Origin of the sequence: Marisediminitalea oceani (genome assembly GCF_003731635.1) — a bacterium.
GTDB classification, from domain to species: Bacteria; Pseudomonadota; Gammaproteobacteria; order Enterobacterales; family Alteromonadaceae; genus Alteromonas; species Alteromonas oceani.
Window position 1 is genome coordinate 38,577 of sequence record NZ_RCUA01000043.1, and the last position, 15,854, is coordinate 54,430.

At 51.2% G+C, this 15,854-nt stretch carries 21 protein-coding genes; 8 read left to right on the top strand and 13 right to left on the bottom strand.

What is annotated here, in order from left to right; genetic code table 11:
- Positions 1 to 139: 139 nt before the first annotated feature.
- Positions 140 to 988 carry an HDOD domain-containing protein gene (locus tag D9T21_RS13280; RefSeq protein ID WP_123325462.1) on the bottom strand — a complete coding sequence of 283 codons (849 nt, stop codon included), beginning with the start codon at positions 986 to 988 and terminating at the stop codon, positions 140 to 142.
- A 114-nt stretch (positions 989 to 1,102) separates the two neighbouring features.
- A complete protein-coding gene (locus tag D9T21_RS13285; RefSeq protein ID WP_164464681.1) occupies positions 1,103 to 2,137 on the bottom strand; it encodes a 2-dehydropantoate 2-reductase in 1,035 nt (344 codons plus the stop codon).
- Positions 2,138 to 2,240: 103 nt separating this feature from the next.
- Between D9T21_RS13285 and D9T21_RS13290 the strand changes: the two genes are divergently transcribed.
- Entirely contained in the window at positions 2,241 to 3,470 is a 1,230-nt protein-coding gene (locus D9T21_RS13290) for a glycosyltransferase (protein WP_123325514.1), read from the top strand.
- A 56-nt stretch (positions 3,471 to 3,526) separates the two neighbouring features.
- The gene (locus D9T21_RS13295; protein ID WP_123325464.1) at positions 3,527 to 3,973 is read left to right on the top strand and encodes a hypothetical protein; all 447 of its coding nucleotides are present in this window, start codon (positions 3,527 to 3,529) and stop codon (positions 3,971 to 3,973) included.
- Here D9T21_RS13295 and D9T21_RS13300 read toward each other — a convergent pair whose 3' ends face one another.
- Both D9T21_RS13300 and D9T21_RS13305 read right to left on the bottom strand, forming a co-directional pair.
- Positions 3,974 to 4,384 carry a SufE family protein gene (locus tag D9T21_RS13300; protein ID WP_123325465.1) on the bottom strand — a complete coding sequence of 137 codons (411 nt, stop codon included), beginning with the start codon at positions 4,382 to 4,384 and terminating at the stop codon, positions 3,974 to 3,976.
- On the bottom strand, positions 4,371 to 4,742 hold the full coding sequence (locus D9T21_RS13305) for a DUF2750 domain-containing protein (RefSeq protein ID WP_123325466.1): 372 nt from the start codon (positions 4,740 to 4,742) through the stop codon (positions 4,371 to 4,373). The genes D9T21_RS13300 and D9T21_RS13305 overlap by 14 nt, the downstream gene beginning before the upstream one ends.
- A 138-nt stretch (positions 4,743 to 4,880) precedes the next feature.
- Between D9T21_RS13305 and xthA the strand changes: the two genes are divergently transcribed.
- Entirely contained in the window at positions 4,881 to 5,690 is an 810-nt protein-coding gene (gene xthA, locus D9T21_RS13310; RefSeq protein ID WP_123325467.1) for an exodeoxyribonuclease III, read from the top strand.
- A 3-nt stretch (positions 5,691 to 5,693) separates the two neighbouring features.
- Positions 5,694 to 6,344: an energy-coupling factor ABC transporter permease gene (locus D9T21_RS13315; protein WP_123325468.1), complete on the top strand. Its 651-nt coding sequence runs from the start codon at positions 5,694 to 5,696 to the stop codon at positions 6,342 to 6,344.
- 7 nt (positions 6,345 to 6,351) lie between these two features.
- Here D9T21_RS13315 and D9T21_RS13320 read toward each other — a convergent pair whose 3' ends face one another.
- Both D9T21_RS13320 and D9T21_RS13325 read right to left on the bottom strand, forming a co-directional pair.
- The gene (locus D9T21_RS13320) at positions 6,352 to 7,779 is read right to left on the bottom strand and encodes an ATP-binding protein (protein ID WP_123325469.1); all 1,428 of its coding nucleotides are present in this window, start codon (positions 7,777 to 7,779) and stop codon (positions 6,352 to 6,354) included.
- Positions 7,776 to 8,480: a response regulator gene (locus D9T21_RS13325; RefSeq protein WP_123325470.1), complete on the bottom strand. Its 705-nt coding sequence runs from the start codon at positions 8,478 to 8,480 to the stop codon at positions 7,776 to 7,778. Before D9T21_RS13325 ends, D9T21_RS13320 begins: the two co-directional genes overlap by 4 nt.
- Positions 8,481 to 8,633: 153 nt before the next feature.
- Here D9T21_RS13325 and D9T21_RS13330 point away from each other — a divergent pair, with 153 nt between their 5' ends.
- A complete protein-coding gene (locus D9T21_RS13330) occupies positions 8,634 to 9,026 on the top strand; it encodes a hypothetical protein (protein ID WP_123325471.1) in 393 nt (130 codons plus the stop codon).
- A gap of 44 nt (positions 9,027 to 9,070) precedes the next feature.
- Here the strand turns inward: D9T21_RS13330 and D9T21_RS13335 are convergent, their stop codons facing one another.
- The 3 genes from D9T21_RS13335 to D9T21_RS13345 are packed head-to-tail and all read right to left on the bottom strand — an operon-like array spanning position 9,071 to position 10,331.
- Positions 9,071 to 9,607: a GNAT family N-acetyltransferase gene (locus tag D9T21_RS13335; RefSeq protein ID WP_164464682.1), complete on the bottom strand. Its 537-nt coding sequence runs from the start codon at positions 9,605 to 9,607 to the stop codon at positions 9,071 to 9,073.
- Positions 9,591 to 9,830: a hypothetical protein gene (locus D9T21_RS13340; protein ID WP_123325473.1), complete on the bottom strand. Its 240-nt coding sequence runs from the start codon at positions 9,828 to 9,830 to the stop codon at positions 9,591 to 9,593. The genes D9T21_RS13335 and D9T21_RS13340 overlap by 17 nt, the downstream gene beginning before the upstream one ends.
- A gap of 42 nt (positions 9,831 to 9,872) precedes the next feature.
- The gene (locus tag D9T21_RS13345) at positions 9,873 to 10,331 is read right to left on the bottom strand and encodes a YaiI/YqxD family protein (protein ID WP_123325474.1); all 459 of its coding nucleotides are present in this window, start codon (positions 10,329 to 10,331) and stop codon (positions 9,873 to 9,875) included.
- Positions 10,332 to 10,544: 213 nt separating this feature from the next.
- Here D9T21_RS13345 and D9T21_RS13350 point away from each other — a divergent pair, with 213 nt between their 5' ends.
- Genes D9T21_RS13350 through D9T21_RS13360 form a run of 3 tightly spaced genes read left to right on the top strand, consistent with a single transcriptional unit; the run spans position 10,545 to position 12,136 of the window.
- On the top strand, positions 10,545 to 11,075 hold the full coding sequence (locus D9T21_RS13350; protein ID WP_123325475.1) for a helix-turn-helix domain-containing protein: 531 nt from the start codon (positions 10,545 to 10,547) through the stop codon (positions 11,073 to 11,075).
- On the top strand, positions 11,068 to 11,802 hold the full coding sequence (locus D9T21_RS13355; protein ID WP_123325476.1) for an AzlC family ABC transporter permease: 735 nt from the start codon (positions 11,068 to 11,070) through the stop codon (positions 11,800 to 11,802). Before D9T21_RS13350 ends, D9T21_RS13355 begins: the two co-directional genes overlap by 8 nt.
- The gene (locus D9T21_RS13360) at positions 11,792 to 12,136 is read left to right on the top strand and encodes an AzlD domain-containing protein (protein WP_123325477.1); all 345 of its coding nucleotides are present in this window, start codon (positions 11,792 to 11,794) and stop codon (positions 12,134 to 12,136) included. Before D9T21_RS13355 ends, D9T21_RS13360 begins: the two co-directional genes overlap by 11 nt.
- 17 nt (positions 12,137 to 12,153) lie before the next feature.
- On the opposite strand, the gene D9T21_RS13365 is transcribed toward D9T21_RS13360, so the two are convergent.
- The 4 genes from D9T21_RS13365 to D9T21_RS13380 form a co-directional block, all read right to left on the bottom strand.
- Complete coding sequence (locus D9T21_RS13365) at positions 12,154 to 12,945, bottom strand: CHAT domain-containing protein (protein ID WP_123325478.1); 792 nt, start codon at positions 12,943 to 12,945, stop codon at positions 12,154 to 12,156.
- A 12-nt stretch (positions 12,946 to 12,957) separates the two neighbouring features.
- Complete coding sequence (locus D9T21_RS13370) at positions 12,958 to 14,484, bottom strand: hypothetical protein (RefSeq protein WP_123325479.1); 1,527 nt, start codon at positions 14,482 to 14,484, stop codon at positions 12,958 to 12,960.
- Positions 14,485 to 14,494: 10 nt separating this feature from the next.
- Positions 14,495 to 15,367, bottom strand: coding sequence for a flagellar assembly protein T N-terminal domain-containing protein (locus tag D9T21_RS13375; protein ID WP_123325480.1), 873 nt, complete (start codon positions 15,365 to 15,367; stop codon positions 14,495 to 14,497).
- Between the two features lie 85 nt (positions 15,368 to 15,452).
- A complete protein-coding gene (locus D9T21_RS13380) occupies positions 15,453 to 15,845 on the bottom strand; it encodes a Dabb family protein (RefSeq protein ID WP_123325481.1) in 393 nt (130 codons plus the stop codon).
- Between the last annotated feature and the right edge of the window lie 9 nt (positions 15,846 to 15,854).

A 15,854-nucleotide genomic window follows, 5' to 3' on the forward strand; every position in this document is an offset into this window, starting at 1 on the left:
CTCATTTGATTAACAATTAAACAATGGTTGAATATTGCAGGATTAAGCGCAAAAGTGGGAATATTGGCTGAATTTATGTAAGCGCAATCATTCTCGTGAGACAATTCGCTGAATACTAACTTCTGAGACAATGCGTGTGTCAGTAAAGCATAAACGCGCTGGGGTTAAATAAGCTCATCACACTGAGACACTGGAGATTGGTAATGTCCAGCGCGTCTTCCAGATCCTCGTGAGCCAGTCCCAGGGTTTCATGTAAATGGGGTAGCAGGTTGTTGTAGCTTGGATACACCTCGGTGTTAACGTTATCCAATGCCAGTACATAAGACAACTGCAGGATCTGAATATCCAGTTCGGTCGCCGGTGTGTCGGTATTATGAATATGCTCCAAAGGATGGCTGATAGCCTCTGGTATCCCCCAGTTTTTAATAATACCGGCAGATAAAGAAGCGTAAGTAAAGCCACAGATCGCCTGTTGTAACTCCGCCGGTTTCACCCTGGCATTAAAAGCCGTGCAGCGCTGCGCTTGTTTGGGATACATAGACACCATCGCCAGCTCACCAATGTTATGCAGCAAGCCAGACACAAACAGCCGCTCTGACTCTTTGTGTTTCTTTTGCTCAGCAATGTATTTAGCCAGCAAACCACAGCTAACACTCTGCTCCCAGAACCGGTCCAGATCGATAATTTTGGCTTCGACATTACGAAACGCGTGGGAAATACCGTAGGCCAATGCCAAATCATAAGCGGCACGGGTACCTATCACTTGCAATGCCTTGGTGATAGTGTCGATACGGTTAGGGAATTTATACAACGCACTGTTAGCCACTTTTAATAGCTGGCCGGTCAGTGCCGGGTCGAAGGCGATAATTTCGCCAATATCATCCATGCTGGCAGCGCTATCATCCATGCACGCTTTCAGACGGGTCACAGCTTCAGGTAACACGAATATTTCGGTAGCTTGTGAAGCAATTTCAGACACATTTTTCATATTAAAGCCTCTGCTGCGAAAGCAATCCTTTTAAATACTTATTCACAACAATTTCCATTCTCTGCACTACTGATATAGCGCATCTCTGCTGGCACTGCCACTAAATTGGCGCCATTATTCCAAGTGTAGCTGAAATTTCAAAGAATTCCCGTCCAAAGGGCGTCGCGTTGCGACTAGCGCCGAGGTTTCCAGGGATTTCACCAGCACAGTTACGCTTTTGTTTATCGGGCAGGCAATACCACTCAGGGCGCCCTGCTCTGCCACAGCGCCGTTGAGATAATCTATTTCGGTTACCCGGCCGGCCTGCAAATCCCACCACATAGAAGAGCGCGCCGTAGGTTCTATATGCAACATAGCGCTGGCCAGGCGCTTAAACAGCCAGTCAGGTAAACGTAAAACGGCGGGTAAATAACGAGCCGGGACCCGGGTGAGTTTGGGGAGCCTGATATGGCGGGCGGCAGTCACCGCCAACAGTTCGTCCATCAGCGCCGCGATCACCTGCCGGCAACCTCTGTCCAGCAACATGGTTCTGACCGGCTGATTAACAATAGCATTGATACTGTTGGCCAGATTGAGCTGCAACTTAGCCCAGGCGACAGCTTCAATATCCTTGCGCCATGAAAGCATTAGAAGTTTATGCTGCACCGCACTCAGCACTTTAGTTAGCTCAGGCGCCAGATCCTCTGGCTGTTCCAGGTAAAACTCCCCTTCCGTGGTCTTTTGCAACTGCTTTAGTGATTCATTCCAAACCACGTTGCAGCCCACAATGCCCTGTAAAATGCGAATGCCTGGTAAGTACTTTCGCGCTAGCGCTGCTGCGCCAAGCCCATTCTGACAGCAAACGACAATACAATCCGGCGCGATCACCGGCTGTAAACGCGTCAGCATTTCTTCCAATGCCGTATTTTTAACTGTCAGCCAGATAATGCTGCGTTCAATTTTCGTCGGCAGCTCCGACAGGCACTCTTCTGCGCTCGCTTTATAAGCTGTTTCGTTACCGGCGTAGTCGGTCAGGGTTACTCCCTCAGCCAGCCGCCCCAGCCAGTTCGGGCGACCAATAAAGCTCACCCGGGCAGACTGGCCAATAATGCCGCCCAGAAAACCGCCAATTAAACCACTACCGGCAATGACATGCTGATATTGCGCCATAAAAAATATCCAGGCGATGAAAGACATGCCTATGTTAACCGACTTTACTCGTGTGCAAAGCACAAGCCATGGTATATTTGCGGTTTTTAGCGTTGAACCTGATATGACAGAAAAGGTGTTGATAATTGGCGCCGTGTGGCCGGAGTCGAAATCTTCTGCGGCCGGCCAGAATATGGCTGCGTTGATTAAGCTCTTTGCCGCAAGGGACTACGGCATCCATTTCGCCAGTGCGGCGGCTGAAAGCCCGCACATGGACAACGACCTGCTTCACGAGTGTGCGCTGCACTCAATAAACCTGAACGACGCCTCTTTCGACACGTTCGTTGCGCAATTGAACCCTGTGATCGTCATCTTCGACCGCTTTATGACCGAAGAGCAGTTTTCAGCACGAGTTAAAAAGCATTGCCCCGATGCCCTGCATATTCTCAACACCGAAGATTTGCACAGCCTGCGTCATGCCCGCCATGAAGCGGTGAAGCAAGGCGGTTCGGCCGGCGACGCAGAGTTGAACAATGCCTTTTCACAGCGCGAAATCGCCGCTATTTTGCGCAGTGACATCAGCCTGATCATTTCATCGGCAGAATACGGCCTGCTCACCGATTATTATCAGGTGCCGGAAAAACAGTTGCAGTTATATCCACTTCAGCAATCCCTGACTACTCCGTCTGAACTGCCCGATAACGCGGCGCGCCAGCATTTTATTACCGTGGGCAATTTTCGACACGCACCAAACTGGGATGCGGTCTTGCAGTTAAAACAATTGTGGCCGGCCATCAGAACCCGGATACCCGATGCTGAACTGCACATTTATGGGGCTTACCCACCGAAAAAAGCCACCCAGCTTCATAATTCAAAACAAGGCTTCGTTGTTAAGGGTTGGGTAGACGATATCGGCCAGGCTATGGCCAGCGCCCGGGTTTGCCTGGCACCACTTCGCTTTGGCGCCGGCATCAAAGGTAAACTGCTGACCGCCATGCAATATGCCACGCCCAGTGTCACTACAGAGGTTGGTGCTGAAGGCATTGCCAGTCCTGAAGAATGGCCTGGTAAAGTTATAGAATTAACGGAGCCTGCGGCATTTATCGATGCTGCCTGCGAGCTATATAGCGAGGAAGCGAATTGGCAACAAGCCAGTCAACAGGCTAAAACGGTCACAGCTGCCTATCAGGTTTCACAGCACCAGGCGCAAGCTGCCCTATTTGAGAAAATTACTGTTGCGCGTAACGATTTACCGGCATTTCGTCAGGGCTTATTTCTGCATAGCCTGATGTGGCACCACAGCCTGCGTGCCTCACAGTTTATGAGTCAGTGGATAGAAGCAAAAAACCGCTAATCAGTTTTGCTGTTAACCACGTATACATTTATACAGGTTACCAACAGGACAGTCGAATGAGGCATTATCTTACACTTGGCGCGGGCATGCTTTTGCTCACTTTTAGCCAGGCTGCCAGCGCACAGTCGCGTTTGGCACCACAAAATATGATGGCGCTATGCCAGGGGCTCGGACAGGCCACGGCCACGGTAGCGCAGGGCCGCGAACAGGGCGTTCCCGACGACAAAAACAAAGGTGTACAAGTACTTAAACGTATCTCTGAGCACAGTGGTAACGACCTGGTCAGTCACATTGGTCAGTTTCTTAACCAGTCGCAAGACTTGCCATACCTTTGGCAGGGCATGTTGTATACCCACGCCTGCTGGCACAGTTATCAGGATAATTCGGCTCAGGTGAGTCTGATGTCGTCCCTGCTGCCTTTTCGCTGCGACATGGACAGCCCTGCCATGGCATGTATTGATGAAACGTTTTTAACCCTGCCCGGCCAGGCAGAGCAAATTTGATCAGTCATTAACTGCAGCCTGGTGCCGTATCTGCCTGATCACTTCAGCAATACCACTGGCCCGGGACTGGCTCAGATAGCGTTCGAGCTGTATCGACGCAAACCAGTCATCAAAGTCAAAGGCGGCAATCTGCTCAGGCGAAAGCTCATTGACTTTTTCCTGGATCACCGCCAGCACGCCACGGATTATTTTACTGTCTGACCAGGCCAGCATTGCTACCCGGTGATTACTATCTAGCGTGAGTTGCAACCACACCCGGCTCTGACACCCCTGCACTTCGCTGTGCTCATCACGAGCCTCATCGCTAAGCGGATGCAGCGCCTTGCCAGCCAGCATCAGTTGCCGTAACAGATTATCCCATCCCTTCGCCTGTGCCAGTTGCGTCGCGAGTTTAGAGCTATTCGTCGTCATCGGTTAGTTGTAACAGAAGTTCGTCTGCTGATGTAACAATGCCCTCGCGCAAATTGCCTGAGGGAAATAACACCAGACCAATCTGGTTCTTTTTCAGGCCCGGTAACCAGGTCCCGGTAAACTCATCCAGAGCAATAGCCTGAGGCTTACTGTCGGGTAGATCCTTACGTTGCCAGAAGGCTACGCTGGCCTCATCGGGCCATACCGGCAGACAGGTCTGGGTATCACTGTCGACCATTACCCAGCCATCGGCGCCCATCAGCCCCCAAATCGTTTGGGTTTCCAGTACCCGTTCAACCAATAACTCTCCCCGCTCACGGGCCGGAAGCTGACTTTCCTGTTCTGTTTGTGCCGTCATAATGTGACTCAGTTAATTATTTTCGCCGATTATACCTGTTTCTGACAATTTGTAAGCCCGGGCGTAACCGGCGGTTAAGCTCAGCCTGGCTTTCTGGTACTATGCCCGGCATCGAAGATTTATCTACCCGTGGATTCAATGAAAGTCATCTCTTTTAATATTAATGGCATCCGTGCCCGCATTCATCAGTTAACCGCCCTTATCGAAAAGCACCAGCCGGATGTGGTGGGATTACAGGAAATCAAAGTCGATAATCCCCAGTTTCCGGTGGCCGATGTGGAAGCACTGGGTTACAACGTGTATTTTCATGGTCAGAAAGGCCATTACGGCGTGGCGTTCATGACTAAGCAAACACCCAGCAAGGTGCAATACGGCTTTCCCACCGACGATGAAGATGCCCAGCGTCGCATGATCATGGTCACGGTTGAAAACGATAAGGGCGAACCGGTTACCCTGCTTAACGGCTATTTCCCGCAGGGTGAAAACCGCAGTCACGAAACCAAATTCCCGGCCAAAGAAAAGTTCTACGCTGATCTGATGCACTATGTCACTTCCGAGCATACCCCAGAAGATAATCTGGTGATCATGGGCGATATGAATATTTCCCACACTGACAGTGATATTGGCATTGGCGAAGACAACCGCAAACGCTGGTTACGCACCGGTAAGTGCAGCTTTTTGCCGGAAGAACGGGAATGGCTCAATACGTTGCTCGATTGGGGCCTGTATGACAGTTTCCGCAGTCAGCACCCGGACTGCACCGATCAGTTTAGCTGGTTTGATTACCGCTCCAAAGGCTTTAACGATAATCGCGGCCTGAGAATCGATCTGATCCTGGCCACTCAGAGTATGCATAATACGTTGCAGGAAACCGGTATCGACTACGAACTGCGCGGTATCGAAAAGCCTTCTGATCATGCCCCCATCTGGGCCACCTACAAAGGATAAACCATGACCACATTACAACTGGTCGGGCTGTGTTTATTTGTGGTGTTGCTGGGATTTATTGTCCGCAACATTCACTGGCCCGAGTTTGTTGCCTCTAAACAAAAGCAGCATATGCTGTTTGGCTGCGCAGCTGCCGTGTTCTTTTTATGGATCTTTCGCGCCAGTGTGCCCGGCGACCCGAGCCCCAGTGTGCATTTCATGTGGTTGGTAGCACTCGCGCTAATTCTCGGTTTCAGATACGCTATGATAGCTGCCACCATCGCCCTGCTTGGCGCTACCGCCATTGGTAAGGAAAGCTGGGCAATGTTCGGGATTAACGGCATGCTGGGCATTGCTGCCCCCGTCGCCTTTAGCTACATGTTGTTTATGCTAGCATTTCACAAGCTACCCAGAAACCTGTTTATTTATGTGTTTCTGTGCGCTTTTATTCCCGGCGCGCTGGCCATCGCCCTCAAAATTGCCCTGATGAGCGGTTATTACGTTATCGACGATATTTACAGCTGGTCGGTGGTGAAAGATAACTACCTTATTCTTATTCCGTTGCTGCTGTTTCCGGAAGGCATGTTAAACGGCATGACCATGACCATTCTGATCATTTACTTTCCGGGTCTGGCTTACACTTTCCACGATAAATTCTATATCGATGGTAAGTAAAACTTAGCTAGTTTCGTGTTGCCTGATTGGCAACGCGGAACTTAAGCGTTACACATAAGCCTCCAGCCGGCTCCAATGCAAAGCTTATCTCGCCTTCGTTAAGACGCATGGCTTCGGCCGTTATGGCAAGCCCCAGGCCCAAGCCGCCGGTATCTGAATTGCGTGCGCTGTCAGTACGATAAAAAGCTTTGGTCAGTCGCTCAAGCTCCTCGGGAGCCACACCAGGCCCGTCGTCACAGATAACCACCTTAAACCACTCAGCATCGCACTCACAGCGCAACGATACCGATGAATTGGCATATTTAAAGGCATTGCGCACCACATTTTCGATAGCCGTAACAAAAGGCTCCTCATAAATGTTTAAGGTGGCGCTGCACAACGAATGCTGCCAGGCAATGTTCATTCCTTTGGCTTCAAAGGCGGCATCTTCGCATAAGTCATCCAGTAGTGCTTCTGTAGTGAGTAGCTGGCGCCCCTGCTGAATAGCATGGGCTTCCATGGTGGTCAGGTCACTCAGACGCTGGATATGCAAATTCAGCAGCTCGCTTTCCTTCTCAGCCCGCTCCAGCAGTGGCAAAATAGTGGCGTCATCAGACTTTTTTCGGACCAGTGCCAGTGTCATTTGCAGCCGGGTTAACGGCGTGCGCAGCTCATGGGATATATCGGCGCTCTGGCGTTTCTGATTCTGGATAAGCGCGGCGATCCGCGCTGTCATATCATTAAACTGTTCAAACAGGCGGGCAAACTGCGCGTTGGATGCAAAGCGTTTATCTTCACTGGCCGGGTTATCCACCTCAACTTTATGCGAAAGCTGGCCCCGCCCTACTGCGTTAAACGCACTGCCAAGGCGGTTAAGCGGTTGCGCAATGGAACGCACCAGCAATAAGCTCATCACACTGGTAACGATCAGAAAAATGCCAATAATGCTCCACCATGGCATGGCGCGAAAAATCTCCATTGGCCGGGGCCGTTCCGGTCGCCACAGTATTAGCTTAAGTTCAGGCCGCGATGGCAGTACGCCCGGGCCAAGTAAGCGGGTCCATTCCAGGTTAATATCGCGCAGGTGATCGCTTTGCAGAAAGTACCAGAAACGCGGGTTTTCAAAGCGCTCTCGTAACGACTTTCGCAGCGGCGCACTACTCAGGACAATCTCGAGCTCATTATTAATCACAAACCACTCAAAGGGCATGCGCCGGTCAGACTTGTTTAGCATTCGGCCCAGGCGTCGATAGTCCCCGTTACTGTCAGCAATCAGGGTATCCACACGGCTAACCATAGCATTGAGCAGATCACGGTCTTTACCCTGCAGGTGATTTTCGTCGGAAAACTGTTGGATCAGCACGGCCGGAATGGCAATCGACAGTACCGACACTAACAGTGTCAGCCAGAACCAGCCGAGTACTTTGACATTAAAACTACGAATGGGACTTATCATCCGCTGAAGATCCCGTAGCCCCTGCCACGCTGACTTTTTATTTCACAAGCAGAGTCAGCCGCACTGAGCTTTTTACGTAAATTACTTATATGCGTATCGATACTACGGTCGAACGCCTGTAGTCGCCGGCCAAGGCATTGCTCCGACAAATCATCTTTACTGATCAGTTCGCCGGGCGCATTGGAAAGCTGCTTAAGCAGCGCGAACTCGCTGCCGGTAAGCTCCAGCAGCTGATTTTTACAGTGCGCTTCCATCCGTTGTAAATCAAGCTGCAAATCGCCCAGCTCAATGCGTTTTGCCCGCGAGCCGGCGCCATTATTTTCAGGTGAGTCACTGCGGTCTTTGGTGCGGCGCATAATAGCCCGGATCCGGGCCAGCAACTCACGATCGTTAAACGGCTTGGCAAGGTAATCGTCGGCGCCAAGCTCAAGGCCCAACACTTTGTCCAGATCGTCGCCACGAGCGGTGAGCATCAGTACCGGTATCTCACTGTTCTGGCGCAGCACTTTAAGAACATCCAGACCATTCAGTTTGGGCAGCATAACGTCCAGCAAAATTAATTCGATATTATCGTAATGCAAAGCGGCGTTAAGACCCGACTCACCGTCTGCGCAATGCAGCACTTGGTAGCCGGACATACCGAGAAATTCGGTCAGCAGCTCCGCCAGGCCGGCGTCATCTTCAATTAATAATATGGTCATCTTTCTACTGTCTACATCTATTGCTTAAGGCTAATAATGCCTGACTTTTCACTTGTTCACAGCACATTTGCATATCTTAACGTTACCTGACTTTTAACCAGATAGTATTAACACCGTCCTCATACGGGGAAGCCAAATAACCAGGAGAACCTGATGAAACGTTTAATGAAAAAACTTAGCATTATTACCTGTGCCACGATGATTGTTGGCACCGGCATTAGCGGTATGGCTATCGCCGCTAACAGTAACCAACCACAGGCAGAACGCGAAATGCCGCTACTGCCGCCAATGATAGAGAGACTGGCCGATAAGCTTGACCTGACCGAAGCCCAGCAAGCAGAACTGAAAAGCCTTAAGGAGCGTCAGCAGGCACTGCGCTCCGAGTTCTGGGAGGTCTTTACTGAAGACCAGAAAACCACCATGCTGCAGGCCATGATGAAGCACCGCAAAGACCGTGGTGGTGATAAACACTTCCGTAAAGGCCATCACAAGGGCGAGCGGGGAGACCGGGGCGAACGCCCGGAAGGTCCAAACCCGTCCCGCTAATATTTCCCCTTCCCAACTTTGGCCGCTTCACTCAGCGGCCTTTTTTATGCCGCCGGCTTTTCTTGAACCACGTAGCGCCACACCACTGTGCCATCATCCATTGCGACTTCACTTTCCAGCTCACCGCCACAGTGTTCAATCATCCCCCGCGAGGCGAGGTTATCTTTATAACAATGAATATGCACGTCACCAATTCCCAGTTGGCGGGCAAAGTTAATAGATTGCTGCATAAGGTAATTTCCCAGCGACTGGCCACGGGCAGACGGGCGAACGCCAAGGCCGATATGCCCGCCGGCGTAACGCAAATTATCGTTAAGGGTATGACGAATATTGGCCACAGCCAGCAGATCATCCCCGCTAACCAGCCACAACGTGGTACTTGCCACATAGCCATCCGGCAGGTTCACACCGGCGGCAAAATCCGCAATTTTTTGCAGCATGGAAGCAAAATCGCGATGGTCAAAATCCATCGGGAAAGGATAGCGCTCTTCCTCCCCCAACTCTTCTATGTAACTAATATAAGAGGCTTGCCAGGCCATTCCCGGCGTTACCAGAGACAATTTATCAGGGTTGATTATCATTGTTGTTTTCCGGCAAATCATTACACAGTGCGCAGTACTGGTTACGATGAAAATTCCACGCCCGCGTGACAGCAAAGATACCCAGGCTAATAAGTGCCCAGAACAGCGCAAAGCTCAATGAATCTTTAAGGGTATAACCCTTTATGTATTGTGACAGGGTAAAAATGCCTGTGAGCACAGGAAACGTAATCGCATACTGGCGTAACCATTTTTTAACCGGCATTAGAGATCCTTTGGGTTTAGGCGGTCTTTCAGACGTTGCTGGCTAGCTTTGGCGCTGCCTGAATACCAGCCACTTATCCAGTTCATTGCCAAATGCCTGTTTTTCACTGGATCCCAGTGCCGGCGGCCCACCGGTTTGCACACCGCTGCTGCGCAGGGTATCCATAAAGTCACGAATATTAAGCCGTGATTTTATATTTTCGCGGGTAAACAGTTCCCCTCGCGGGCTTAGTGCCTGAGCGCCTTTGGCGATCACTTCATCGGCCAGCGGAATATCACTGGTGATCACCAGATCGTTTTCATTGCAGCGCTGAACAATTTCATTGTCGGCCACATCAAAGCCCTTAGGCACCTGGATGCTGTTAATAAACTTTGATGGTGGCGTGCGAATATACTGATTGGCAATCAGTGTGACTTCGGTTTTGGTGCGATTAGCCGCCCGAAAAATAATTTCTTTAATGACCACCGGGCAGGCATCGGCATCAACCCAAATTTTTAGCATAAGTGATTTAACAGATAAGTTAGCATGCCGGCAATCATCCTACGCAGCGCAGCGAATAGCAACCTTAATGCCCGGTCTGGTTTATTCACTTTCGTCTCAGTACTTTCACTCTACCGCGCAAAATAAAGCGTTGAGCCAGGTATCACTTGACAAACATGCGTTCCTTTTATAGAACGTTCGATATATAGAACAACTTTATTGCCAATGCAAAGTATGGATAAAGCATCACTGATCACCCTTGGCCAGCACCTTCAGCAGCTTCGTCTTGAGCGAGGGCTGTCATTATCTCAGCTGGCTGCCGATGCAGGCATTGCCAAGTCAAATCTGTCGCGGCTGGAACAAGGTAACGGCAACCCGACCCTCGATACTATCTGGCGATTGGCAGTGCAGTTAAATATGCCTTTTGGCGCACTGGTGGCACCGGTTAACAGTAGCTTCGGTGAAACCGGCATGGAGGTCAGGCTCATTGATCAGGGTCAGGATACCCCAAAGGTAGATGCTTACTGGATGTCGGTAGCCCCGCATACCACGCGCCAGGCAGAGCCCCACACTGCAGGCACCACCGAGTCCATTACATTAATAAGTGGCAAGCTGGAAGTGGGTAGCATAGAAAACCTCAGGCAACTAAGTGCCGGGGAAACATTTACTTTTATTGCCGACCAACCCCACCTGTATGCCACCGGTGAGCACGGCGCCACGTTTTTAATTACTATCATTTATCATCAGGCCACCCAACATGAATAATCCCACCAGCGCTTCTACTTTGTCGCCGTGGCTGCAAGGAATGCGCGATGCCATGCCATTACTGGGCGGTTATATTCCGGTGGCAATCTCTTTTGGTCTCATTGCCACGCAGGCTAATTTCAGCGTATGGGAAGCCACTGCGATTTCGGCGCTAATCTACGCCGGCGCTTCGCAGTTTCTGATGGTCGCGATGCTGGCCAGTGGCGCATCAACCTGGCTGGTAGTGGTAATGACGTTACTAATTAATGCCCGTCACGTGGTGTATGCCCCTAATTTAACACCGCTGCTACCGCCCGGGCGACGATGGATAGCGTTGATGCACGGGCTCACCGATCAGGTGTTTGCGCTGGCTCATAATCGTTTACCCCAACTACCCATGGCAACTCGTCAGGGCTGGTATAGCGGCGCGGCCCTGCTGGCCTGGGCAAGCTGGGTGCTGGGCACTACGTTAGGCGCAGTAGCCGGTGCCAGCCTGACTGAGCAGTGGCCACTGCTTGGTGAGGTTATGCCCTTTGCCCTGCCGGCACTGTTTCTTGTACTTATTGCGCCGCGCTTTACCTCGCCCCTGTGGTTTATTGTGCTGGGGATCACCATTGGCACCGCCTTATTACTGGCCGTGCTGCAATTTACCAATGCCGCCATTCCGGTGGCAGCCGCCGCCGGCGCATTGGCTTATTACGCGTTGATGGCACTTAACCAAAAAGCCGGAGCTGAGCATGGACACTAATCGTTGGCTGTTGATATTACTGTGCGCTGCCGGCACCTTTTTAATTCGGGCCCTGCCGCTGGTGTGGACCCGCAGACACCTGGCCCGCCGGCAAAATGACACGACCAATACCCTGCCAACCTGGCTGGGACTGCTCGGGCCGCTGATGATTGCCGCCATGTTTGGCGTTTCACTGGTACCGGTTCGTCAGGATTGGGTGGGCGTTATCGCCACGCTGGCCGGTTGTGCCACCACGCTGTTAAGCTGGTATCGCAGCCGCACGCTCGGTAAGCCGGTGTTTTTAGGAGTGGTAGTGTTTGGATTGGTTACCTATGGGTTAAACCACCTGCACTAACAGCCCGGCCGCCAGGATTAGCGGCCAGAACCGGTTAGCTGAAACGCCGCCCAGTAGTAAGGATGCGCCTGATAGTTATTTTTTACGCTCAGCTGAGCATTGCGCAACGACTGCTGTTTATCCTGGTTTTGCAGGTTGTTATACAGGTTAACCATTAGACGCGCCGTTGCCTCATCATCCACCATCCATAAACTGGCCACAATGTTGGCCGCACCGGCAAACAAAAAGCCCCGGGTTAAACCAATCACGTCGTCACCAGACTGCACATCGCCCAAACCGGTCTGACAGGCGCTGAGGGTAACTAATTCACTGTTAAGCTCCAGATCATAAAGCTCGCCTACGGTTAACGAGCCATCGTTAGATTCATCGCCCACCAGCAGTAACCGGGAAGACAGTGGCTCCTCAGGATTAAACTCGCCGTGTGAAGCAATATGCAATACCGGCACCCGGGCAGCATAGCGCTTAAACAGACTCTCGGTGGCCCGCTCGCGTACCGCCACCACCGTATCCGGTACAACGTTGCTAAGTGCCCTTACCTCGTTTTGCGCGCCGGGTAAATCCAGCGCCGGATCCCCAAGGGCCGGATTACCCAGCGCCAGCATGGTGGTCTGGCCCGATCGCTGAGGTGTTTTTAAGTAAGCCATCACGCTGGCCGAGGGCAACACCCGCAAACTGTATTGTTCCAGCATAAAATCGGCGCCATCGTACAACGCGGCGAAGGGTAAATAATGTAAGGGACCATGCGGGACGATAACCAGTTTATCGGCCGTCAGGCTGCTTTGTAGCGGTTCAATAAGTGTCTCATGCACCGCTTTTGACGACTACTGCCAGGCGTTACTGTTGGTTTGCATAATGTCTTGTCTGAACCGGCTGATCTTCTCTGCCAGCCCCCTGCCGTCCAGGTGCTTTACCGTTATCTGCTCCCGGTCGACGATAAAGGCGTAAAGCGCTTCATGGTTACCAAAAAACTCAATTAACTGCTCGTCACCAGCCAGTTGCTGTTGTAAGGCACGGGTATCTACATTTCCCACACTCACCAGAGAAGCCACTTCCGGTGCCTGCGCTTCAAGCGCCTCACGCTGGCGAAGGATTAAACCACGGGTACGCGCTGAATTTTTAATTGCCGCCACGGTCGTGCGCTGCATTTGTGATTCCAGATCTGCCAGCTCAGCGAGCCCGGCCCGGGCAGCACCATCCCCCGCAAAGGATTGCTTTTGCGCCAGCATATCCACCAGCGCCCGGGCTTTAGCTTTCTCGGCGTAGACAAACGCATCGGCGGTGCGGTTTTTTGCCAGCAGATATTCCACCAGTAACTCGTAAACCGCCTGTTTATCGCCCACGAAACCAATTTTATAAGCCTCTGAGCGAATGGTTGAACGCTGGCTTTCGATAATCTCCACGGCTTGCATCAGCATTTCAATTGCTTCATCGGGCGCTTGCTGTTGCCAGCTGATCACAGCGCGGTCTTTCAGTGCGGCCCAGTGGATCTCGCCAAGGCTGTTGATAATCGGATTGGCCAATAAGGTATCAAAGCCCTGACGGGCTTTATCAATATCACCGGTTTCAAAATAGGATTTGCTCAGCATATAAAGCTCTGGCGTGCGCAACGCGCCTTCTCGCACATCCGCGTCGGTACTCACATTCTCCACCATCAGGATTAACGGGGTTACCAGCGCAGCCAGCGGATCAGAAATGTCCTGGCGCAGAATATCCAGCGCACGGGCATAGTCTTTTTGCGCAAAGTAGATGCGTCCAAGCGCGGTTTGTTTAACACGCAGAAAGCTTGAACGACCAGGAGAATAATAGTTCAGCCCGCTTAACTCTTCGATATACGGCTGTGCCTGAGCACCTTTGTTACGGTAAATCAGTGATAGTGCCTGCACCTCAAGCGGGGCAACAAGATAACTTAACAAGCGGCCTTCGTTGACTTCCGTAGAGGTGTTTTCCTTTAACAGGGTATAGGCTTCCCCGGCCAGCTCGTAGGCTTCTTCGTACTCGGTAAATTCCAGCAGCATTTTTGCCTGATAGCTCTTCACATAGCCCTGAAATTCCAGTTTATTCACATACGTAAAATCCAGTCCGGGGTAAAACTCCGTACCCGGATCCGGGTGGGCCAGTACATAATCGGCGCACTCGGTAAACTTTTCGTATTCGCGTATCTCGTAGTAAGCCGGGCACAGCAGATACAGTTTGTGTAACGGCACATCTTCGAGTGTCAGGTGACTACCGGTTACCTCTGCTACCACTTCGGCATAATTACCCTCTGAAAACTTATTCATGTGGGAGGGGCTGGACACACAGCCCTGTAAGCCAAGGAAAGTAACAATCAACAAGGATGTTAAGCGCATAATTCACTCCTTACTGCGTGATCACCACATCGGCAGACACTTCTGCAAACTCAGCAACTTCAGGTGGGTTTTGCTGGGCCGCCGCTTTAACAGATGGCGGATTAAGTGCTTTAATTTTGATGCCCCGGGTGCGATTGCGCACATCAGACGACGTTTGCGAGTTATTGATCAAATACATGCCCGATACTGCAGAGGTTTGTAATTCACCTAAAGGATGGGTACTGGCATATAAAGTAAGCTGTTCCACGCCAATAGGCGGCGTGACTTCCAGCAAAAAGCTGTCTTTGGCGTCGGGCACGGTATACAGCACCTGGCCCTGAAAATGGTTTTCACTGCGATAGGGGTTGGGCAGTAACTGCACCTGGGTACCGTCATTCATGGTATACACCAGACGCCCGAAAAAAGGTTTATTGGCCTTCAGGTAAATACTCACCTGCTCGCCTAGGGCATATTGCGCTTTGCTAAGCCATAACTTTACGGTAAGGGGAATGGTCGGGTCGGCAAGCAGCTCTTCACTGACAAACTGCTGATCGATATTTTTCTGCGGCGTGACCTCGGCGCGAATGGTTACGGTTAAACAGCCGTCTTGCAACCACCTGGATAAAACATTGAGGGTTTCTACCGAGGCATTGGAATAAGACTCAATCAGGTCTTCAACCACCACATAGTTATTTACCTTGCTGTAGCTGTCTACCGAGGTTTGCACCGCTTCGGCGGCATTGCGCCGGGCATCGGTAAGGGCCAGTTGCAGGCGCTGAGCGTTTCCCCCATCGGCCTCACAGCTTTCGCCGGTTGCTTCAACAATAGAAGAATAAGCAGCTAATGTGCTCTGCGTAGAACACAATAACCATAAAGCACCACAAACTATCGCTTTTTTAATCACCCTGACTACCCTAAAAACTGCAGGCTATATGGCCTTACTTTAGTGAAGAAGTCAGGGTATTACAAACAACTTAGTCCGGTACCGTTCAGGGTTTAATGGCGTAATCCACTACAAACACACCGTCAAGGATCTCAAGTTCGCCCAGTAACTCACCAAATTTGCTGTGCTGAGGGTGCGGCAGGTATTTATCCCGCGCTTCGGCATTTTTAAAGGTCATCTGGTATATGTGGGTAAAGCCCTGATCAAGATCTTCCGGGCTGTTATTAATGCCGTACTCAAAATTAAGAATGCCGGGTATTTTATCTTTCAGCGCTCTGAATGCGTCTGTCACCTGCTGGATCTGAGCTGGTGTGCTGCCCTCTTTGTACTTAAACACAACAATGTGCCGAACCGGCTCATATTCATCGTCTTCAGCGGCTGCACACCAGGGTGATACCAACATCAAACCGACTATCGCTAACTTCCACCATTTCTGCATACTTCATCT